Annotated in this window: 17 protein-coding genes; 9 read left to right on the top strand and 8 right to left on the bottom strand. The window is 59.5% G+C overall.

The features are described from left to right. The first annotated feature begins 35 nt into the window (after window positions 1-35). A complete protein-coding gene (locus NF78_RS28250) occupies window positions 36-1,121 on the top strand; it encodes a low-complexity tail membrane protein (protein WP_052050353.1) in 1,086 nt (361 codons plus the stop codon). A gap of 213 nt (window positions 1,122-1,334) precedes the next feature. After that, window positions 1,335-1,535 (top strand): hypothetical protein, encoded by a 201-nt coding sequence (locus tag NF78_RS13380; RefSeq protein WP_035987084.1) that lies wholly within the window; start codon window positions 1,335-1,337, stop codon window positions 1,533-1,535. A 58-nt stretch (window positions 1,536-1,593) separates the two neighbouring features. On the opposite strand, the gene NF78_RS13385 is transcribed toward NF78_RS13380, so the two are convergent. Then, window positions 1,594-2,571: an NAD-dependent epimerase gene (locus tag NF78_RS13385; protein WP_318655468.1), complete on the bottom strand. Its 978-nt coding sequence runs from the start codon at window positions 2,569-2,571 to the stop codon at window positions 1,594-1,596. Between the two features lie 207 nt (window positions 2,572-2,778). Between NF78_RS13385 and NF78_RS13390 the strand changes: the two genes are divergently transcribed. The 5 genes from NF78_RS13390 to NF78_RS13410 all read left to right on the top strand — a co-directional run bounded on the left by NF78_RS13390 (window position 2,779) and on the right by NF78_RS13410 (window position 8,459). Further along, the gene (locus tag NF78_RS13390; RefSeq protein ID WP_035987089.1) at window positions 2,779-4,929 is read left to right on the top strand and encodes a polyribonucleotide nucleotidyltransferase; all 2,151 of its coding nucleotides are present in this window, start codon (window positions 2,779-2,781) and stop codon (window positions 4,927-4,929) included. Window positions 4,930-5,129: 200 nt separating this feature from the next. Continuing rightward, complete coding sequence (gene tpiA / locus NF78_RS13395; protein ID WP_072016073.1) at window positions 5,130-5,855, top strand: triose-phosphate isomerase; 726 nt, start codon at window positions 5,130-5,132, stop codon at window positions 5,853-5,855. A gap of 102 nt (window positions 5,856-5,957) precedes the next feature. After that, complete coding sequence (locus NF78_RS13400) at window positions 5,958-6,632, top strand: ROK family protein (protein WP_035987093.1); 675 nt, start codon at window positions 5,958-5,960, stop codon at window positions 6,630-6,632. A 322-nt stretch (window positions 6,633-6,954) separates the two neighbouring features. Next, window positions 6,955-7,374, top strand: coding sequence for a hypothetical protein (locus NF78_RS13405; protein ID WP_035987095.1), 420 nt, complete (start codon window positions 6,955-6,957; stop codon window positions 7,372-7,374). Between the two features lie 68 nt (window positions 7,375-7,442). Next, on the top strand, window positions 7,443-8,459 hold the full coding sequence (locus NF78_RS13410) for a pentapeptide repeat-containing protein (protein WP_081972611.1): 1,017 nt from the start codon (window positions 7,443-7,445) through the stop codon (window positions 8,457-8,459). A gap of 203 nt (window positions 8,460-8,662) precedes the next feature. On the opposite strand, the gene ruvB is transcribed toward NF78_RS13410, so the two are convergent. The 6 genes from ruvB to NF78_RS13440 form a co-directional block, all read right to left on the bottom strand. After that, window positions 8,663-9,817 carry a Holliday junction branch migration DNA helicase RuvB gene (ruvB, locus tag NF78_RS13415; protein ID WP_035987096.1) on the bottom strand — a complete coding sequence of 385 codons (1,155 nt, stop codon included), beginning with the start codon at window positions 9,815-9,817 and terminating at the stop codon, window positions 8,663-8,665. 77 nt (window positions 9,818-9,894) lie between these two features. Beyond that, on the bottom strand, window positions 9,895-11,460 hold the full coding sequence (locus NF78_RS13420) for a GldG family protein (protein WP_052050359.1): 1,566 nt from the start codon (window positions 11,458-11,460) through the stop codon (window positions 9,895-9,897). A 175-nt stretch (window positions 11,461-11,635) separates the two neighbouring features. Continuing rightward, window positions 11,636-12,448: an ABC transporter permease gene (locus NF78_RS13425; RefSeq protein WP_035987098.1), complete on the bottom strand. Its 813-nt coding sequence runs from the start codon at window positions 12,446-12,448 to the stop codon at window positions 11,636-11,638. Window positions 12,449-12,565: 117 nt separating this feature from the next. Continuing rightward, window positions 12,566-13,591, bottom strand: coding sequence for an ABC transporter ATP-binding protein (locus NF78_RS13430; RefSeq protein ID WP_035987100.1), 1,026 nt, complete (start codon window positions 13,589-13,591; stop codon window positions 12,566-12,568). Between the two features lie 117 nt (window positions 13,592-13,708). Further along, the gene (locus NF78_RS13435; protein WP_052050362.1) at window positions 13,709-14,389 is read right to left on the bottom strand and encodes a DUF4033 domain-containing protein; all 681 of its coding nucleotides are present in this window, start codon (window positions 14,387-14,389) and stop codon (window positions 13,709-13,711) included. Between the two features lie 69 nt (window positions 14,390-14,458). After that, window positions 14,459-16,213, bottom strand: a complete 1,755-nt coding sequence (locus tag NF78_RS13440) for an ABC transporter ATP-binding protein (RefSeq protein ID WP_318655469.1) — start codon at window positions 16,211-16,213, stop codon at window positions 14,459-14,461. 147 nt (window positions 16,214-16,360) lie between these two features. Here NF78_RS13440 and rdgB point away from each other — a divergent pair, with 147 nt between their 5' ends. Continuing rightward, a complete protein-coding gene (rdgB, locus tag NF78_RS13445; protein ID WP_035987102.1) occupies window positions 16,361-16,954 on the top strand; it encodes an RdgB/HAM1 family non-canonical purine NTP pyrophosphatase in 594 nt (197 codons plus the stop codon). A 188-nt stretch (window positions 16,955-17,142) separates the two neighbouring features. Here rdgB and NF78_RS13450 read toward each other — a convergent pair whose 3' ends face one another. Continuing rightward, entirely contained in the window at window positions 17,143-17,265 is a 123-nt protein-coding gene (locus NF78_RS13450; RefSeq protein WP_035987104.1) for a photosystem II protein Y, read from the bottom strand. Between the two features lie 830 nt (window positions 17,266-18,095). On the opposite strand from NF78_RS13450, the gene psaA reads away from it, so the two are divergent. Further along, a complete protein-coding gene (psaA, locus tag NF78_RS13455) occupies window positions 18,096-20,390 on the top strand; it encodes a photosystem I core protein PsaA (RefSeq protein ID WP_035987106.1) in 2,295 nt (764 codons plus the stop codon). The last annotated feature ends 93 nt before the right edge of the window (window positions 20,391-20,483 follow it).

The following is a 20,483-nucleotide window of genomic DNA, read 5'->3' on the forward strand; positions in this document are numbered from 1 at the left end:
CCCGACAATTCTGTACATCATCAGTGGAGTAGGCAATGGCACCCTGGCGCTACGATCCATACCTGTGGGTACACCTGGCTGGTTTAGCTACTGTACCCCTGTGGATCGACCTGTGCCTGCTGGGGCTGGCGGTGGGAAACCCCGCCCTGCCAGGGCTAGAGCTGGGTTTGATCGGCGCGCTGGGCGTTTTGCCCGTGCTGCTGATGCAGCTGCGCCGCCCCTTCTACATCTTTAGCCTGCCGGGGATTGCCCTGCGCCCTGCGGCCCTCAGCAATGACCAGCGCCGCCTGCTGAGCCAGTTTCGGCGGTGGCGGGTGCGGCTGGGAGCCCTACTGGTGCCCGTGCCGCTGGTGTGGGTTCTGATCAAGCTCTACCCCCTGGCCTTTTTAGCCCGTGGCATCACGCCCTTCGGTGACTGGGGCAGGCTTGGCGGCATGGCTGTCGCCACTGTCAGCTTCCTTCTAGCCAACCTGTTTTTACAGGTGCCCGTCGCCGTCCTCCAGGTGCTGGCCACCTCCGATCGCCGTATGGCAGACGTGACCCCGTATCCAACCGAAGCCGTAGCGGCTCACTTTAGCTGGTTGGGGCTGCCCGTGAGTAAGCTACTGCCGAACCTGGCGCCAATCCCAGAAGGCGCGGTTTCGAGCGACCGGGCCCCGGCTTCTCTGCATTCAGAAGCTTTCGCTCAGGAGGATGCCGTTCCAGGGATCGGCGACGAAGCGATCGCCCCTGTAGATCCAGCGATCGCAGAGCTATCAGCACCCCTCGCTGCCGGCGATCCCGCAGAGGCTCTGACCGCAGAGGCTGACAGATCGCCCCCAGAGCAAGCGCACGTTGAGCAAGCGCACGTTGAGCAAGCGCACGACCGCGAAGTTCCCCCTGCCGAGGCAACACCGATCGCAGTCGGCCCAGAACCAACTTTGGCAAAGCCAGAGGCCGCAGATAGGATTCCCCCAGATAGCCATCATCCAGAGCCGGTCTCAGGTGACGACTCCCCCTCCAGCCATCCCGAAGCCATGCATCCTGAGGCCGAGGACTGGCAGGACTCCGCCGACCCAGAGGCGATCGTCCACCCTGAGACCACTGCCGCTGCACCCCTAGCGCTAGACATTTACCCATAGCGAGTCAAGGGGTAAGCTGAGAGTGTCATAGATTTACCTCAATCCTTGATACTGTGGTTTTGGTCACAACAGCGTCGGGACGGTTGCGCTATTGTGTAGGGGTGGTCACTGAGTCAATTGGGGTTCTGCTGGCTCACCGATTGACTGAAACACCCCAAACGTTCCTAGGACCGCCAGGTTTAACGTTATACCCAAAGTTTTTAAGAGGCAGCTATGGCCGCAACCCGCTCCGCAAGCTCTGCACAACTTTCCGACCACGCTCGCATTTGGTACAGCCTCAAATGCGCGATCGCCAGCAGCTCTGGGTTTAAGAGCTGGAAAGGGGAGCTGCCCACCACCGAGGCCGAGTCCACTCCCCTCGATCAGCTGGTGCGGCGCTACCTGCGCGAAACCCTCGAAACCCTAGCCTACTGACCTTTTGCCTGGGACTGTCGCCTAGCTGCGCGGAGTTCAGGCGCAAAACGTTACCGCCCTAAACCCCGTAGTACTCTCTGTACCAGGCAACAAATTTTTCAATTCCTGTGGTCAGGGGGGTGTTGGGCGCAAATCCCACTTCCGCCATCAAGTCGCTGACATCGGCATAGGTAGAGGGCACATCCCCCGGCTGCATTGGGCAGAGAACGGTTTTTGCTGGCTTTTCCAGGGCCGACTCAATGATTTCAATAAAGCGCAGCAGTTCCACCGGCTGGTGGTTGCCAATATTGTAGATTTTGTAGGGAGCCTGGCTGCCATCGTCACCCTGGGCACCAGCCACGGGAATATGCTCCATCACCCGTACGACCCCTTCTACGACGTCGTCTACGTAGGTGAAGTCGCGCCTCATGTGCCCCTGATTGAACACCTGAATGGGGCGATCGGCCAGAATGGCTTCCACAAACTTGAAGTAGGCCATGTCGGGCCGTCCCCAGGGACCGTACACGGTGAAAAACCGCAGCCCGGTGGTGGGAATTTGGTACAGGCTGCTGTAGGCGTGGGCCATCAGCTCATTGGCTTTTTTGGTGGCGGCATACAGCGACACCGGGTAGTCGACGCGATCGTCCACGGCAAAGGGCACTTTGCGATTGGCCCCATAGACTGAGCTTGAGGACGCAAACACCAGGTGATCGACCCCCATCAGGCGACACCCTTCTAAAACATTCAGAAATCCAGACAGGTTGCTGTCGGAGTAGGCAAAGGGGTTTTCGAGGGAGTAGCGCACCCCGGCCTGGGCCGCCAGGTGAACCACGTACTGAAAGCGATGGTTACGAAACAGAGCGAGCATCCCCGCGCGATCAAAGAGATCGAGTTGCTCAAAAGTAAAGCCCGCCTCAGGCATTAGCTGGGCCAGGCGATCGCGCTTCAGCCCCACGTCGTAGTAGTCGTTGAGGTTGTCAATGCCATAGACCTGCTGGCCGCTGTCCAACAGCCGCCGAGCTACAAATGAGCCGATAAACCCTGCGACTCCGGTCACTAGTACTGCGATGATCTGTTCCCCTCAACTAAGTCAATAGCTAATCGAACCAGTGCCAGTATTGTGCCCAAAGGAGGCCTGAAATCTTAAGTCTTTTGCCTAATTTTGCCTCCTCAGCGCCTAGCCAGCAGCCATTGCCGCCATCGGTGCTAGGATCAGGCGAAAGAAACCCAAAAGAATGGTAAGAGAGAAAGGACGTAGTCGTACATGCAAGAATTTGAAAAAACAATATCCTTTGGTGGTCGCGATATTCACCTGAGGGGTGGACTGCTGGCTCCCCAAGCGGGGGGCGCAGTGCTGGTACGGTCGGGGGAAACTGCCGTTTTGGTAACGGCAACCCGCTCAGCCGGACGTCAGGGCATTGACTTTTTGCCGCTACTGGTCGATTACGAAGAGCGCCTCTACGCTGCCGGACGGATTCCCGGTGGTTTTTTGCGCCGGGAGGGTCGTCCCCCAGAGCGCGCCACCCTGATTTCTCGCCTGATTGACCGCCCCATGCGGCCTTTGTTCCCTCAGTGGCTGCGCGATGACATTCAAATTGTCGCCACTACCCTGGCAATGGATGAACAGGTGCCCCCCGATGTCCTGGCGGCGACCGGCGCGTCGATCGCGGTGCTGCTGGCCAAAATTCCCTTCTACGGCCCAATGGCGGCGGTGCGCGTGGGCTTGGTGGGCGACGACTTTGTCATCAACCCGACGTATAAAGAAGTGGAGACCGGCGATTTAGACCTGGTGGTAGCTGGCTCTCCCGACGGGGTGATTATGGTTGAGGCCGGCGCCAATCAGCTGCCCGAAGCCGATGTGATTGAAGCGATCGACTTTGGCTACGAAGTGGTGCAGGACCTGATCAACGCCCAATTGGATCTGATCAAAGAGCTGGGCATTGAGATCGTCACCGAGCAGGAGCCCGAAACCGATCCAACCCTCGCCACCTTTATTGAAGAAAAAACTGCCGCGGCGATCAAAGAGGTGCTGAAGCAGTTTAGCCTCACCAAGCCCGAGCGCGACGAAAAGCTAGACGCGATTAAAGAGGAGCTAGCCGCCGCGATCGAGGCCCTCGAAGACGACAGCCCGATCAAACTCGCGGTGACTGAGAACAGCAAAGCCCTGGGCAACACCTACAAATCCGTGACCAAGAAGCTGATGCGGCAGCAAATCCTGGACGAGAAGGTGCGGGTTGACGGCCGCAAGCTCGACGAGGTGCGTCCGATTTCCTGCCAGGTGGGGCTGTTGCCCAAGCGGGTCCATGGTACTGGCCTATTTCGTCGCGGGCTAACCCAGGTGATGTCGGTCACCACCCTGGGCACCCCCGGCGATGCCCAAATGATGGACGACCTCCACCCCGACGAAGAAAAGCGCTATCTGCACCACTACAACTTCCCCCCCTACTCGGTGGGCGAGACGCGGCCCATGCGATCGCCCGGTCGGCGTGAAATTGGCCACGGGGCCCTGGCTGAGCGGGCTCTGGTGCCGGTGTTGCCGCCCAAAGAGGAGTTTCCCTACGTCATTCGCGTCGTTTCTGAAGTACTGTCGTCCAACGGATCGACCTCAATGGGCTCCGTGTGCGGCTCGACCCTGTCGCTGATGGATGCCGGGGTACCCATCACCAAACCGGTCAGCGGTGCCGCCATGGGCCTGATCAAAGAAGGCGACGAGGTGCGGATTCTGACCGATATCCAGGGCATCGAAGACTTCTTGGGCGATATGGACTTCAAAGTCGCCGGTACCGACAGCGGCATCACCGCCCTGCAAATGGATATGAAAATCACCGGCCTACCTTTGACGGTGATTGCCGATGCAATTAACCAGGCCAAACCGGCCCGACTGCATATCCTGGAAAAAATGCTGGCCACCATTGATACCCCCAGGACTGAGCTTTCGCCCTACGCGCCTCGACTGATCAGCTTCAAGATCGATCCCGAAATGATCGGTATGGTCATTGGCCCTGGTGGCAAGAAGATCAAAGGCATTACCGAGCAGACCGGTGCCAAGGTCGACATTGCCGACGATGGCACCGTAACGGTGTCCTCCATCGAAGGGGAAAAGGCTCTCCAGGCCAAAGCCCTGATCGAAGCCATTGTCTTCAAGCCCTCCGCCGGGGATGTGTTTGTGGGCAAAGTCACGCGGGTGATTCCCATTGGTGCCTTTGTGGAGTTTATGCCGGGCCAGGAAGGCATGATCCACATTTCCCAGCTAGCCGACTACCGGGTGGCCAAGGTTGAAGACGAAGTGAACGTGGATGACGAGGTGATTGTGAAGGTGCGGGAGATCGACGGTCGCGGCCGCATCAATCTCACCCGCCTCAACATCCACCCCGATGAGGCCGCAGCGGCGCGGGAGGCGGCAGCGCTGCGATAGCGCAGTGGAAGCGATGAGAAAGGTAAAGGGGCTGAGGAAGGTAATGCGATCTTTCTAACCCCTTATCGTCTTGATCTCCTCATCTTCCCCATCCCCATCCCGCCCCCGAACCAAACGTTGTCCGCCACAACATTTGATTCGGGGGTTCTTTTCTTAGTAGGATGCAAATCTGTATACCTAGCCTCTAACCTCAAACTATCGTGCGAAAAATTGTTATTGCTGGCAACTGGAAAATGTACAAGACCCAGGGCGAGACCCTGGATTTTTTGCGTCATTTCCTGGGACAACTGACCGAAACCCCCGACGGGCGGGAGATCGTGCTGTGTGCGCCGTTTACAGCCCTGGGGGCCCTGTCGAAGAGTCTGCACGGAGCCAGGATTAAAGTCGGGGCTCAAAATATTCACTGGATGCCTGAGGGCGCATTTACCGGCGAGATCTCGGGAGATATGCTGCGGGAACTGGGCGTGCGCTACGTGATTGTGGGCCACAGCGAGCGGCGCCAGTACTTTGCCGACACCGACGAGACCGTTAATCTGCGTCTGCAAGCCGCACAGAAATGCGGGCTGACCCCCATCCTGTGCGTGGGCGAAACTAAGAGCCAGCGCGATGCCGGTGAAACCGAAGCGGTCATTGCCACCCAAATTGAGAAAGGCCTGGTCGATGTGGACCAGAACAACCTGATCATTGCCTACGAGCCCATCTGGGCAATCGGCACCGGCGACACCTGCGAAGCCACCGATGCCAACCAGGTGATTGGCGGCATTCGCAAGCTGCTCAAAAACCCTGACGTGACCATCCAGTACGGCGGCTCGGTCAAACCCAGCAACGTCGATGAACTGATGGCCCAGCCCGAAATCGACGGGGCCCTGGTGGGGGGAGCCAGCCTGGAAGCCGACAGTTTTGCTCGCATTGTCAACTTTCAGTAATTTGGGGTTGACGGTCTACCCCCGTTTCTAAAGGCATCCTGTTCATCAGAAACCGATTGATGACAGCCCCCAGGGACGGGCATCCATCCAATCTGAATCACCATGAATGTACTGGTAGTCGATATCGGCGGGAGTAACGTCAAGGTTCTGGCGACGGGTCAGACCGATGTTCGCAAGATCCCCTCTGGCCCCACTATGACCCCCGAGGCGATGGTGGCAGGAGTCAAGGCACTGACCCAGGACTGGGCCTACGAGGCTGTGGCGATCGGCTATCCGGGGCTAGTGCACAGGGGAGTGGTCACCAAGGAGCCCTACAACCTGGGTCCAGGCTGGATTGGATTTGATTTTGAGGCGGCCTTTGGCTGCCCGGTGCGCATCATCAACGACGCGGCGATGCAGGCCCTGGGCAGTTATGAAAGCGGCACCATGCTCTTTTTAGGCCTGGGCACCGGCCTCGGTTCGGCCATGGTGGTCGAAGGGGTGGTCGTGCCCCTAGAACTGGCCCACCTGCCCTACAAAAAGGGCACCTACGAGCACTACCTCGGCAAGCGCGCTCTGGAGCGGCTGGACAAAAAGAAATGGCGCGAATACGTAGAGACCTGCGTGGGTCACCTAACGGCCGCCCTGCAGCTCGATGATGTGGTGATTGGTGGCGGCCAGATCAAGCTGCTGAAGGAACTCCCGACGGGCTGCCGCCTCGGCCACAACAGCAATGCCTTTGTCGGCGGCTTTCGGCTTTGGGAGCCGGGCCGGGAGCGGTTCTCGGCTGCATCCTAATCCGTTTCGGTGGTGAACCTGATGCCTGGAATCGGATCCAGCAAATCCAGTTCACAACAGCATTGAAGGGGCGTTGCTGAACACAAGACTGAATCAATCAGCAGGGCGTCTTGGGAGCAAATTGCCGTTTGCCCTTACCCAAATTTTTGCCTTAATTCAGCAAGGAACGGAAAATCTACGTAAAATTACGTAGACTGCCCTGAGGATTCATCAAAGTATCACAGATTACCTGGGGAGAATTCGCAGTTTCTTGCCGGTTCGTTACGTATTCTGGGGAAGACGCCCGAGAGGGTAGTCTGTTTACCTCAGTGTGTCCTCTGTAATGGATCATTCCTCCGTTCGCAATATTGCTTTGCCCGATCAGGTGCTGACTGTCGTTGGCGATCGCCCGATGATTGTCCCCAGAGATAGAACCAATACCGTAGCCAAGGGTGACTTAAACGAGCCAGATGCCCCAGCCGCTGAACAACTCTCTGCGGACCCCAGAGACCAGTTTTTCTACCACATTCAGGGGCAAAACCAGCAGCGCTACCTGGCTCTAGCCAGAGGTGGTGAATACTACCGCTACTACTGCAACCGTCCCAACCTAGACAAAGCCCACCGCCTGATTGCGCAGCTTCAGCAGCGGGGTAAACCAGCGATCGCCACTCCGGACGAGAGCGGCTACCTGGTCTGGATTCACGAAGCAGCGACCCAGCAGGCTATTCCCTGGCCAACCCCAGCAGCCAGCGCTCGGGGGTGACGGCCCTATGGCCAACCGCCAATGAATCGCTAACGATATCCGCAGGCAACCTCGAGCAGTACATAAGCATGCATCTCACAACCCTGGAACAACTCTGGACAGCTTTCGTGGAGGGAGAGCGAGATTTTACCGGAATTGACCTGGCTGGGGCCGATCTCAGCCACTGGAGTTTAGCCAAAGTAGACTTTTGGGGCGCTGACTTCAGCCGGGCTAATCTGACCCAGGCCAACTTTCGTCGCGCCAATCTCAAGCAGGCCCAGTTTAGAGACGCCAAACTGGCCGGGGCCGACCTGCGCTGGACTGACCTACGCGAGGCTGTACTTACCGGGGCAGATCTCGATGCTGCTCGCCTGGAGGGGGCGATTTATAATGCCGCAACCCAGTTCCCTGCCGGCTTCAGACCTGAACAAGCCCGCATGTGGACTGTACAGCCTGGAGCAGCGCTCGCGACCAAAGACCTGCAGGAGCGGGATCTGGGTGGCACTGACCTGACGGCGGCCGATCTCAGCGGTGCCCTGCTGCTCAACAGCCAGCTGTTCGGAGCCATCCTGAATCGAGCGAATTTGCTGAGCGCCCTGCTGGGCGAAAGCGATCTGCGCTACGCAGACCTCCGCCAGGCCACCCTGGTGCTGGCGGACCTGCGCGGCGCGGACCTGCGCCACGCCAATTTGAGCCAGGCCAACCTGATGGGCGCTAATTTGCGGGGATGTTGGCTAGCGACCACCAACCTGGAGGGAGCGCTCTACTCGGATAGCACCCAGTTTCCCCAGGGGTTTCAGGTACCCAAAACCCTCCATCGCCTGGCGCCAGGGGCATCGCTGGGGGGGGTTGACCTCAGCGGTGCCAAGTTGACTGGAGTCGACCTCAGCGGTGCCAATCTGGCGGGCGCGAACCTTATGCACGCTGACCTGTGGGGGGCTTGCCTGGCCAACGCTGACCTATCTGGGGCCAACCTACTGGGGACAAACCTGTTGGGCACCGATCTGTCTGGGGCCAATCTCAATCAGACGAACCTGATGCAGGCCATTATTGATCTGCCGGGAGAGCGGCCCGCTCCAGCCTCGTTGAATGGCCAAATAGCTTGAGAAGAACCCGCCTATCAAGCCATAACGGAGGCAATCTAGTACAGTGTCAAAGCTAAACATTAGGGTTCCCGTAGGTTTGACAGAGCACTAGTGATGGCGAGTTCCGCAACTTACGGATCACGGTTTAGGGGCTGCGGTTCAAGACTGCCGTGAACCCACACCCCCGATTGACCCGCCCTTTGGCCAAAATCCGTTGACTAGCCCTACAGCAAGGTCATTTGACTGTCGCCGTCAGGCCCCTCAGCGTACCCCAGGTGACGCCGGGCGGCGGCGGTGACGACCCGACCTCTGGGTGTGCGCTGAAGGTAGCCAATTTGCAGCAGGTAAGGTTCGTAGACCTCTTCGATGGTTTGGGGGTCTTCGCCCGTAGCTGCCGCCATGGTGTCGAGGCCGACGGGGCCACCGCCAAAGTTTTCTACCATGACCGAGAGCAGGCGGCGATCGGTCCAGTCGAGACCGCAGGGATCGACGTTGAAGAGTTCGAGGGCCTCGGCCGCCAGGGTGGCGGTGATCGACCCTGCCGCCTTCACTTCGACATAGTCGCGCACCCGCCGCAGTAGCCGATTGGCAATGCGGGGTGTGCCCCGAGCCCGACGGGCGATTTCTTCGGCTCCGGCAGGCTCGATGGGGGTTTTTAGCACATCGGCGGTGCGCAGCACAATGGGAGTCAGTTCGTCAATTTCATAAAACCGCAGCCGCTGAATCAGGCCAAAGCGATCGCGCAGGGGTGAGCTGAGCGCCCCCACCCGGGTTGTGGCCCCCACCAGGGTAAACGGGCTCAGCGGAATGCTGCGGGTGCGGGCCGACTGCCCCTTGCCGATGGTGATGTCCAGCCGGGAGTCCTCCATGGCCGGGTACAGAATTTCTTCGGTCACCCGGGGCAGGCGGTGAATTTCGTCGATAAACAGCACGTCCCCAGGCTTGAGGTTGACCAGCAGACCGGCAATATCACGGGGTCGCTCCAGAGCTGGGGCGGTCGTGATTTTGCAAACTACCCCCATTTCCTCGGCCAAAATTAGCGCCATTGTGGTCTTACCCAGCCCTGGCGGCCCGTACAGCAGCAGATGGTCGAGGGGCTCCTGGCGCGACTGGGCGGCCTTGATCGCAATCCCCAACACTTCCTTGAGGGCCGCCTGGCCGATATAGTTGTTCAGACGCTGAGGCCGCAGGCTATCCTCTGCGGCTGCCGGGCCTGGGGACGCCGTCTCAGACTGAACATCCTCCGGCTGCGCGTCGCCCCCCTTGACCAGCGACAGCAGCGGCTGCACGGCGCTATCCGCCGCTGGCGGTGCAGACGGTTTGGCTTTTTTAGCCCCCCTGGCTGCGTCGTCAGGAGTGTGGGAAGAAACAATCGCCATCGGAGAGCCTCAGGGGCAGCCCCCCTATCATACTGTGGTGCATTTGCACTATCAAGCCCTATTCTGCCTCCGGCAGACTATCGCCGCCGCAGCCACATCACCACCGCCAGGACCACGCCAATGACGGGCAGCACCAGCAGGGAAAAGACCCCCAGGCCCACCTGCTGCTGCACCGTCATCGTAATGCGGCGGTTGGTCACCTCGCGGGGGCGAATGGAGAGGGTGGCATCGGTCTGCTGCCCCAGCCAGCTAATGGCGTTGAGAAAGACGTCGCCGTTGAGCTGCTGCTCAAACAGCCCATCGGTGGCAAAGGTGGCGTTGCCAATCACCACCAGGCGTGACTCCGGCGGCGGTTCGCCTTCGGCGGCGGCAGCGCCATCCACCGGGCGGCTGAGGGCGACACCCAGGGTGTAGGGGCCCGAGGGGGGCGCATTTTCGTCAAACTGCAGCTGGCCCTCCGCAGAGAGGGACTCGGCTCGGCTTTGGGGATTGCTCTGGAGCAGGGGAGTGGCGGTTACCCCCGGCACCTCCTCCACATTGACCGGCCGCACCAGGGGAAAGAACGATCGCCCGCCGCGAAAATCGCGGGTGATGGGGTGGTCGCCGTAGTCGGTCACCAGCGGGGCCGCCGGACCGAGGCCGACCAGCTGACCGCTGCCGGAGGTATCGAGCACAATGCGATCGTCGAGGGTGACGCCCCAGGGGTCGAGCAGGGTGTCGAGGCCGGGGCTGGTGCGCGGATCGATCAGCAGCATGAGGCTACCGCCCTGGTTCAGGTAGGTTTGCAGGGCCGCGACCTCGGCATCAAAAAACTCGGCAGCGGGGCCAGCTACTACCACCACGTTGGCGTCCTCCGGCACGGTGCCGGTCTGGGCCAAATCCAGCGGCTGCACCAGGGCACTCTTCTCCCCAAGGGCTGTGGCGGCCTGCAAAAAGCCCGTATCGCTGCCGTCAATGACAAATTCCTGGTGGCCCTGGGTGAAGTACACCGTGAGGGCGCGATCGCTCACCACCTGGTCGAGCGCATTGGTCAGCGTTCGCTCCGACAGGCGTTCGCTGGGACCCACATTCTGCAAAAAGCGGCGGGTGCCACCGCTTTCCACAAACACCATGCCGGTCTGGGTGGCGCCAAATTCCTGGGCCAGGCGCGGGTCATTATAGGGGTTGACGTAGTCAAAGGTGAACTGCCCCCCAGTCTGACGGAAGCTTTCGAGCAGCTGCCGATCCTGGGGATTGGGCAGCGGGTCAAAGACGACGACACGGGTGGGATTTTCCAGCGATCGCACCACCTGCTGCGACTGTGGGGCCAGGGTAAACAGCTGGTTTTCGGTCAGATCTACACGGGTGGCGTAGCGCACCGCTACAAAATTGACCAGGCCCAAAATAACCAGCACCGCCAGGGTCGACACCAGCGCATTGGCTCCGGCTTCGGTTGAGCGCTGGGCCCAAAATCGGCCCTGGCCCTGGTTGCCCAGCACCAGCCCCAGCAGCAGCAGACCAATACCGCCAATCAGCAGCCCCGCGGGCAGCAGGGTCCATCCTGCCACCACGCCCGCCAGCAAACCCGCGGTGACTAGGGCCAGTCCCGGCAGCGCCAGGTATTTCAAATACTTTTGGTAAACCGCAAAGGACTTCATCGCCATAACCTGCTATTGCTAACCAGTTGCCTGCGAAATTGACGGGTTGAAGCGCTAGGGGCTGTCATCAATTAGCTGCCAAACACCCAAAAATTATGGGTTACGGCCCCTAGCCTATCGTTTGGGTCGGGTGTGGCAAAGCTGGATATACCGAGCTTTGAGCCACAACTGATGACACGCCCTAGGAACGCTGGAATCTGAGGGTTTCTATAGACTGGGCCGTCAGGTAAAGCCCGAGGCCAATAAACGAGAGAAACAGCACCAGCCCGCCGGTATCAAAAATGCCTTCGGTGAAGTCGGTGAAATGTTTGAGCAACGACAGGTGGGCGATCGCGCTACCGAGCACCCCCGGCAGTCCCTGAGCCACCGCATCCACCAGCCACAGCAGCAGGATCAGCGCAAAGGTCATAATGGCCGCCAGCACCGTACTCTCGGTCAGCGACGAAATAAACATCCCCAGCGCCAGCACGCTGGCGGCTACCAGCACCAGGCCCAGGTGCGACAGAAAGAACACCCCGGAACCGGTGGGCGGCGTTGCCGCGCCCAGGGCGATCGCCTGGCACACCATCAGCGGCAGCACCATAGCGATGTAAAAGCTCACCACCGCCAGCAGCTTGCCCAGCGCCACCGCCCAGTTGGTCACCGGCGAAGTGGCCAGCAGCTCCAGCGTGCCCTGCTTGCGCTCGTCGGCGTAGAGCCCCATCGACAGCATGGGCAGCACAAACATCGACAGCGACCCCAGCAGGCCCACGTAGGCTTTGTTGAACTCGTAGGCCACATCAAAGGGCGGCGGCGTGGGGAGCCCCATCTGGACCGCCTGATCGGCCATCGCCGCCTGGGCCAGAATGCCCTGGGGCCCCAGCAGAATGGCGACCAAGAAGAAGCCCCCCAGCAGCCAGAACACGGCCGCAATGATGTAGGGCAGCGGCGAGGCAAAGTAGCTTTGCAGCTCCCGCTGATAGATGGCGAGGATGTTTTTGAGGAGCAGGGTCATGGGTGGATGGGTGGGGAGTGGATGGGTGGGAGGGTAGGTGGGTGGGGGGTGAGGAGATGAGGGAGGTGGGGAGGATGAGGGGGAAAGCCAGAATCCAAAAGCCAAAAGCCGAGATGGCTAGGCTTCGGATGCTTCTAACGATGGGTCGGTTACAGGGACTTCGGCGGCGGGTGCTTCGGGTGGTGCGGTTGCCGCCGTAGCGGGTTCGGTGGTGGTGAGGTTGAGGAAGACGTCTTCGAGGGTGGCCTGCTGGCGGCGCAGCTCGTGGAGTTCGAGGCCCGCGCTGACGAGGGCGGTGGAGATCAGCCCGCCCAGGGCGCGATCGGCCTCTCCGCTGACCCGCAGCCGGTGGTGGTACTGGGGCAGGTGCTCTAGCCCCAGTCGCGTCACCTGGCGCACAGGGGATAGCTCAGCCAGTAGCCGCTGGGCGGTATCCACGTCGCCTTTGATTTCGAGCTCGTAGGCCGCCTCGCCGGAGAGGCGGGTGGTGAGGTTGTCGGGGGTATCGGTGGCGACCACCTGGCCCCGGTTGATAATGGTGACGCGATCGCAGGTCATGCTCACCTCCGGCAGAATGTGGGTGGAGAGAATGATGGTATGGCTCCCGGCCAGCCCCTTGATTAGCTGCCGCACTTCGTTAATCTGGCGCGGATCCAGTCCGACCGTGGGCTCGTCCAGAATAATCACCGGCGGGTCGTGAATAATTGCCTGGGCAATGCCCACCCTCTGGCGGTAGCCCTTGGACAGCTTGCGAATCAGCACCTTGCGCTTATCCAGCAGCCCGCAGTGATCCATGGCGATATCGGCCCGCTGCTGGCGCAGGTCGGCGGGCACCCCTTTAATTTTGGCCACAAAGGTGAGATAGCCCTGCACCGACATGTCGGGGTAGAGGGGGGGCGACTCCGGCAGGTAGCCAATCCGCTGCCGCACGGCCATCGAGTCGGTATGGACGTCGTAGCCCGCCACCCGGGCGGTACCCTCAGAGGCTGGCAGGTAGCCCGCCAAAATGCGCATGGTGGTGGTTTTACCCGCCCCATTTGGCCCCAGGAAGCCCAGGATTTCTCCGGGTTGGGCCCCAAAGGTGATGTCTTGAATAGCCGTGGTAGACCCGTAGGTCTTACTCAGGTGCTCAACTTCGATCATGGGTGTAGAACCGCCAGCAAACCAGTGGACATTGTACTGCTGATTACAGTAGCGATTATTTCCCCCGTTGCGTTTAGGTGGCGCAACCAAATTTGCCCTTGAGAACACGGAGTCGGTTCAGGTCCGCACCTTTGGGCAGGGCTGGGGATCGCGGTTGGCAAGGGAGCAGTGATCCACCAGGCAGGGCTGATGGTAGGCGTCCTCGGTTTCCAGGGGCGGCGGCGGCTGGCCAAAGACCATCTCGCAGCTAAAGTCTTCAAAGTTCGGCACCATGGTGAGGGGAATGCCGAAATCTTCGGTAAAGAAACGCTGGGTGGGCAGCTTGCACATGTTCACGCACATGCCGACGCAGCGGCTTTCGTCCAGGTAGCGGCACTTTTTGATGTGAACACCGCTGCGCTGCTGCCGCACTCGCCCCTGCTGATCGGTAAACTCTACGGTTTTGACCTCGCAGGGGCCTACCAGCCACTCAAATAGCCGGGTGGCAAACCAGGCGTTGAGTTCACACACCACCCGGGTGGGCGAGAACAGGGTGCGAATCAGCCACAGCACCTGGGCGGGCACCAGCGACTTGAGCACCACCGCCACCAGGGCCTGCTGCTGCTGAGCGTTGCGGCCCTGCATGATCTGGCTGGACAGATCGACAAAGCCGTCGTAACCGCTGCGGGCGGTATCTTTACCCACGGCCTGAGCCATTTTGCGGCTGAAGAGCCAGATGAACAGGCGATCGCCCAGGCCATCGTGGTAAATCGCTTTTTCTGAGCTGGGGCCAAGGCCGGTGGCCGGAGGTGACGCCATGATCAACCAGGAATAATTACTTACCTCAGGTTAGTACCTCCAGGGGAGCCATGACATCCCCGGCGCGGGTCACTCTGCCCCGCTACCGGCAAACTGCTGGGCGTAGAACTGGGCGTAGCGGCTCTGGTTGGCCAGTAGCTCACTGTGGGTACCAGATTCAATTACCCGTCCCTTTTCCATCACTAAAATGCGATCGGCGTCGCGGACGGTGGCCAGACGGTGAGCGATGATGAACACGGTGCGATCGCTCATCAACCGCTCCAGCGCCTCCTGCACCAGCGCCTCCGACTCGGCATCCAGGGCTGAGGTGGCTTCATCCAGAATCAAAATGCGGGGGTTGAGCAGCACCGCCCGGGCGATCGCCACCCGCTGCCGCTGCCCCCCCGACAGGTTTACCCCCCGTTCGCCCATCCAGGTGTAGTAGCCCTGGGAAAACTGACTGATGAAGTCGTGGGCATTGGCAATCCGGGCCGCCGCTTCCACCGCCTCAATGTCAAACTCCTTCTGGCCAAAGGCAATGTTTTGGGCGATCGTGCCCGAAAACAGCGTCGTCTCCTGGGGCACAATGCCAATCTGCCGCCGCAGACTGCGCAGGGTCACGGTGGACACATCCACATCGTCGATCAAAATTTGGCCCGACTGGGGGTCGTAGAAGCGGGGCAGCAGGTTCACCAGGGTAGACTTACCCGCCCCGGACGAGCCCACCAGAGCAATTTTTTCCCCGGGCAGAGCCAGCAGATCTAAATTGCGCAGCACTGGCTCGTCGGCGTCGTAGCCAAAGGTGACGTTGCGGTACTCCACCCGGCCAGTCACCGCCGGCATTTCCTTTGCCGTGGGCAGTTCGCGCACCGCAGGCTCAATGTTGAGCAGCTCGATCACGCGATCGACGGAGGCCTCCCCCTGCTTAAACTCGCCGTAGTTAATAATGACGTGGTTGACCGGGTCGATCAGCATCAGGGCCGCCACCACGTAACTACCAAAGGAGGCTCCGGTGAGGTTACCCTCGGCGATCTGCCAGGTGCCCACCAGCAAAATCAGCATCACCACCACGGCGTAGGTAAAGCCCACCACCGGATACTGCACCGCCTGGAGCCAGGCGGCTTTGTACTTGGCCTGGCGGTTTTTTTCGGCCTCCTGGGTAAAGCGCTCCACCTCGTAGTCTTCGGCAGCAAAGGCCCGCACCAGGCGAATGCCGCTAAACACCTCGGTCACCAGCGACGACAGGTCAGACACCAGGTTCTGGCTACGGCGGGAAAACTTCAGCATCTGTTCCCCAAACCACCCGGCCAGCACCGCCAGAATGGGCACCAGCACGATCGCCGTCAGGGTGAGCTGCCAGTTGAGGTAGACCATGTAGCCCAGCACCACCACCAGCTGCAAAACTGAGGGCAAAAAGTCGTGGAACAGCTTTTGCACCACTTCGCCAATGCGATCGATGTCTTCGGTCAATCGGTAGGACAGATCCCCCGTCTGGCTGCGCTCGAAGTAGGTGAGGCTGAGCCGATGGATGTGGGTGTAGACATCGCGGCGCAGGTTAAAGGCGACCTCCAGGGCTGCCTTGGCCATCAGGGAATCCTGGATGTACTGACCGATCTTCTGAATCGCAAAGCCAACCATGGTGATGGCGATGAAGCGGCCCACCACCGGCACGTTACCCGCCGCCAGCTGAGCCAGGATATTGCCCGACAGCCAGGCCAAAATCGGCCAGAAGGAGACAAAAATGATGGTGCCCAGCAGCGCCTGGAAGATGGTGGGCCACTCGCGCCGGACATAGGGGGCAAGCATCCAGTAGTTGGCGCTTTGGGAGGGGCGCTTTGGGGTCAAGGGTCAACCTTTGCGATGGCGATCACTGTTCAACCACGCTACCAGGTTTAGGTTCGATCTGTATTTGAGCCTGTGCCATTTTATGCGGTCATTTCGTTCCCCTTCTGGCACTACAATCGACCCATCGCCAATACTTCGCCAAGTTTGATGGATATCCCGCAGCCGCCCACGATTGTTGTCGCCACCGGGAACCCCGGCAAGCTGATCGAGATGCAGGTGTATCTCGACGCTCTGGGCTGGCAGCTACAGCTCAAACCCGACCACCTGGAGGTTGAGGAAACCGGCACCACGTTTTTAGAGAATGCTCGCCTCAAGGCGGCAACCGTGGCCAAAGCGCTCAACCAGTGGGCGATCGCCGACGACTCCGGCCTCGCCGTCACCGCCCTGGGCGGGGCACCCGGTATTTACTCGGCCCGCTACGCCGACAGCGATGCCGCCAGAATTGACCGCCTGCTCAAAGAACTGGAGGGACAGAGCGATCGCAGTGCCCAGTTCATCTGCGCCCTGGCGCTGGCCAATCCAGCCGGGGAGGTCGTGCTTGAAACCAAGGGCATTTGCCACGGGGAAATTTTGCTGACCCCCCGCGGCAGCGGCGGCTTTGGCTACGACCCCATCTTCTACCTGCCCAGCCTGGGCAAAAGCTTTGCTGAAATGCAGCCGAGCCAGAAGGAGGCCCTCAGCCACCGGGGAATCGCCTTTAGCCAATTGATGCCCCATTTAAAAGAACTATCGCCAGGGTGAGCCAGCGCTGGCCCAGGTCACCCTGGCGATAGATCTACACTGATGGGTTCACCACTGCATCGCTGCGATCGCACAGCAGCTCAGCTCTGACACCTAGGGGCCAAGGGCCACAGCCCCTAGCCTGTCTTTTGAGTCGGGCGTGGCAAGGCTTGATATACCAAGCTTTTAGCCACAGTTGATGACACGCCCTAGGCTTCTCGATTGTTGATGAAATCTTGGAGTTGCCCCAGGGCAGCCCGACCAATGTTAAACACCGCCCAGCTTGCGGCCACAGCAATTGGCAGTAAAACGACAATGACTCGCCAGTCCATCGGGCATGCCCTCCTAAATCAGCTTACTTAAACAGTTGTCACAATTTTCTCATAATGTACACCACATGGGGCGATCCCAAGCACAGAGATTTGCTGGTATTCCTTACTAAGCCAGAAACGCCAGGTTACCCGCAGCCTGGGTATAACCAGATAGACCCTCTCCACCCCTAAATACACCGCAAGCCTCAGTCTTGTGGAGATTCAGCCCTAGATCCAGGCCCAAAACCCAGCCCTACCGATAAACGATCAGGATCCACTGACCAACGCACCCTGGGCCGCCACGATCTCGAGCCCCGGCTCAGGACTTTCAGCAACCACTCCTACTTGCTTAATGCTTAAAAAGTTTTACAAACCCCAAAAACTTTGAAGGATAGGGCACTGCCGCTCCCGATCTGTGCCTTCTCCACCCCACTTTTTCGCCCCAAATTTTCCTCATTCAAAGAAAATATAGCCGCCCAAAGCCCTCAATAGCGAGCCTAGAGAGGATCTATTTTAATTTTTCCAGAGTTATTAACTTGTGAAAATTTCGCTTACCAAGAACGACGGTGATTCTGTAGTTTGTTACTTAACCTGCCGTTTTCTCAGGGTATTGGGGCCGTCTGAGCTCAGGTTCAGGCTGGCCTATCCCCTGTTGAAGAGTGGCTGCTGTTGGCTGATCCCCAATTCAAAGCAGTTCCATTGGTTCTCTAATGGAACTGTAAGTATTTGGGACAGCCTGAACTCCCTGATACAGCTTATTTAAGCTTTCTATCGACTCAGGTTATCTCTGCCTATACATAGGAAGCGCCTTTATCCGCTCTGTATTTTCGAGTAGAAGAGAGGAGAGTCCCATGACCATAAGTCCCCCTGAACCGGGACAAAAAGTCAGGGTCGTGGTTGATAAAGACCCGGTGCCAGTCTCATTTGAGCGATGGGGCAAGCCAGGTCATTTCGACCGCACGTTGGCCAAGGGGCCCAAAACCACCACCTGGATTTGGAACCTGCACGCCGATGCCCACGACTTTGACAGTCACACCAGCGATTTAGAAGATATTTCCCGCAAAATCTTCAGCGCTCACTTCGGTCACTTAGCCGTCATCTTTGTTTGGCTCAGTGGCATGTATTTCCACGGCGCTAAGTTTTCGAACTATGAAGCTTGGCTGACCAACCCCACCGGCATTAAGCCCAGCGCCCAGGTGGTTTGGCCGATCTTCGGTCAAGAGATCCTGAATGCCGACGTGGGCGGTGGCTTCAACGGTATTCAGATCACTTCTGGGTTGTTCCAGTGGTGGCGCGCCAACGGCATTACCAACAGCTTCCAGCTTTACTGCACCGCCATTGGGGCGCTGGTGATGGCTGGCCTGATGCTGTTTGCAGGCTGGTTCCACTACCACAAGCGCGCTCCCAAGCTGGAGTGGTTCCAGAACGTGGAATCGATGATGAACCACCACCTGGCCGGGCTGCTCGGGCTGGGTTGCCTGGGCTACGCTGGGCAGCAAATCCACGTGTCGCTGCCCATCAACGCCTGCATGGATGCGATCGATGCCGGTCGTCCCCTAACCATTGGCGGTCGAGTGATCGATTCGATAGGGGCCATACCGTTGCCCCACGAGTGGATCCTCAATAAGGCCTTGATGGCTGAGATGTACCCCAGCTTTGCGGAGGGTTTGAAGCCATTCTTCACCCTGAACTGGAACGTGTACGCTGACTTCCTCACCTTCAAGGGCGGCTTGAACCCCGTGACCGGTGGCCTGTGGCTGTCGGATACAGCCCACCACCACCTGGCGCTAGCAGTGCTCTTCATTGTGGCGGGGCATTTCTACCGCACCAACTGGGGCATTGGCCATAGTTTCAAAGAGGTGCTGGAGGCTCACAAAGGTCCCTTCACTGGCGAAGGTCACAAGGGTATGTACGAAATTTTCACGACCTCCTGGCATGCCCAGCTGGCGTGGAACCTGGCCTGGGTGGGATCCCTCTCCATCATCGTGGCGCATCACATGTACGCCATGCCGCCCTACCCGTACCTGGCCACCGACTACCCCACTCAGCTGTCGCTGTTTACCCACCACATGTGGATTGGCGGCTTCTTGATTGTGGGAGCCGGTGCTCACGCCGCCATCTTCATGGTGCGTGATTACGAGCCCTCGGTACATGTCAACAACAACCTAGATCGCGTATTGCGCCACCGTGATGCGATCATCTCGCACCTGAACTGGGTGTGTATTTTCCTCGGCTTCCACAGCTTTGGTCTGTACATCCACAACGACACCATGCGCGCCCTGGGCCGTCCCCAGGACATGTTCTCGGATACCGCCATTCAGCTGCAGCCGATCTTTGCCCAGTGGGTGCAAGGGTTCCATGCGGCCGCTGCTGGCAATACCGCCCCCAACGCGCTGGCTAGCGTTAGCCCTGTGTTTGGGGGAACCGGAGTTGCAGTCGCAGGCAAAGTGGCGATGATGCCCATGGCCCTCGGCACCGCCGACTTCATGGTGCACCACATCCATGCCTTCACCATCCACGTGACGGTGCTGATTCTGCTCAAGGGCGTGCTGTTCGCCCGCAGCTCCCGCCTGATTCCCGACAAAGGTGAACTGGGCTTCCGGTTCCCCTGCGACGGTCCCGGTCGGGGCGGCACCTGCCAGGTATCGGGTTGGGACCACGTGTTCCTCGGCCTGTTCTGGATGTACAACTCCCTATCGATTGTGATTTTCCACTTCAGCTGGAAGATGCAGTCGGACATCTGGGGGACGGTGAGCCCCGACGGTACGGTGAGCCACATCACGGGCGGCAACTTTGCGGCCAGTGCCATCACCATCAACGGCTGGCTGCGGGACTTCCTGTGGGCTCAGGCCTCGCAGGTGATTGGCTCCTACGGCTCGGCGCTGTCGGCCTACGGCCTGATGTTCCTGGGCGCTCACTTTGTCTGGGCCTTCAGTCTGATGTTCCTGTTCAGCGGTCGTGGCTACTGGCAGGAGCTGATTGAGTCCATCGTCTGGGCGCACAGCAAGCTGAAGGTGGCTCCGGCCATCCAGCCTCGGGCGCTGAGCATCACTCAGGGTCGGGCTGTGGGTGTGGCCCACTACCTCCTCGGGGGGATTGCCACCACCTGGGCCTTCTTCCTGGCTCGAATCATTTCGGTGGGATGACCCGTTTGGTCATGGGATCCCAGTAGGGGCGCAGCATGCTGTGCTCCTACACCACAACCCCAACCACCGAATATCGGCGAATTGTGTTTTCTG

This window comes from Leptolyngbya sp. KIOST-1 (assembly GCF_000763385.1).
Lineage (GTDB): Bacteria > Cyanobacteriota > Cyanobacteriia > Phormidesmidales > Phormidesmidaceae > Nodosilinea.

Bases quoted from the DNA above. Each gene is read 5' to 3' on its own strand.
- NF78_RS28250 (WP_052050353.1), top strand. From the start codon at position 36: ATGGCACCCTGGCGCTACGATCCATACCTGTGGGTACACCTGGCTGGT.
- NF78_RS13380 (WP_035987084.1), top strand. From the start codon at position 1,335: ATGGCCGCAACCCGCTCCGCAAGCTCTGCACAACTTTCCGACCACGCT.
- NF78_RS13390 (WP_035987089.1), top strand. From the start codon at position 2,779: ATGCAAGAATTTGAAAAAACAATATCCTTTGGTGGTCGCGATATTCAC.
- NF78_RS13400 (WP_035987093.1), top strand. From the start codon at position 5,958: ATGAATGTACTGGTAGTCGATATCGGCGGGAGTAACGTCAAGGTTCTG.
- NF78_RS13405 (WP_035987095.1), top strand. From the start codon at position 6,955: ATGGATCATTCCTCCGTTCGCAATATTGCTTTGCCCGATCAGGTGCTG.
- NF78_RS13410 (WP_081972611.1), top strand. From the start codon at position 7,443: ATGCATCTCACAACCCTGGAACAACTCTGGACAGCTTTCGTGGAGGGA.
- ruvB (WP_035987096.1), bottom strand. From the start codon at position 9,817: ATGGCGATTGTTTCTTCCCACACTCCTGACGACGCAGCCAGGGGGGCT.
- NF78_RS13420 (WP_052050359.1), bottom strand. From the start codon at position 11,460: ATGGCGATGAAGTCCTTTGCGGTTTACCAAAAGTATTTGAAATACCTG.
- NF78_RS13425 (WP_035987098.1), bottom strand. From the start codon at position 12,448: ATGACCCTGCTCCTCAAAAACATCCTCGCCATCTATCAGCGGGAGCTG.
- NF78_RS13430 (WP_035987100.1), bottom strand. From the start codon at position 13,591: ATGATCGAAGTTGAGCACCTGAGTAAGACCTACGGGTCTACCACGGCT.
- NF78_RS13435 (WP_052050362.1), bottom strand. From the start codon at position 14,389: ATGGCGTCACCTCCGGCCACCGGCCTTGGCCCCAGCTCAGAAAAAGCG.
- rdgB (WP_035987102.1), top strand. From the start codon at position 16,361: ATGGATATCCCGCAGCCGCCCACGATTGTTGTCGCCACCGGGAACCCC.
- NF78_RS13450 (WP_035987104.1), bottom strand. From the start codon at position 17,265: ATGGACTGGCGAGTCATTGTCGTTTTACTGCCAATTGCTGTGGCCGCA.
- psaA (WP_035987106.1), top strand. From the start codon at position 18,096: ATGACCATAAGTCCCCCTGAACCGGGACAAAAAGTCAGGGTCGTGGTT.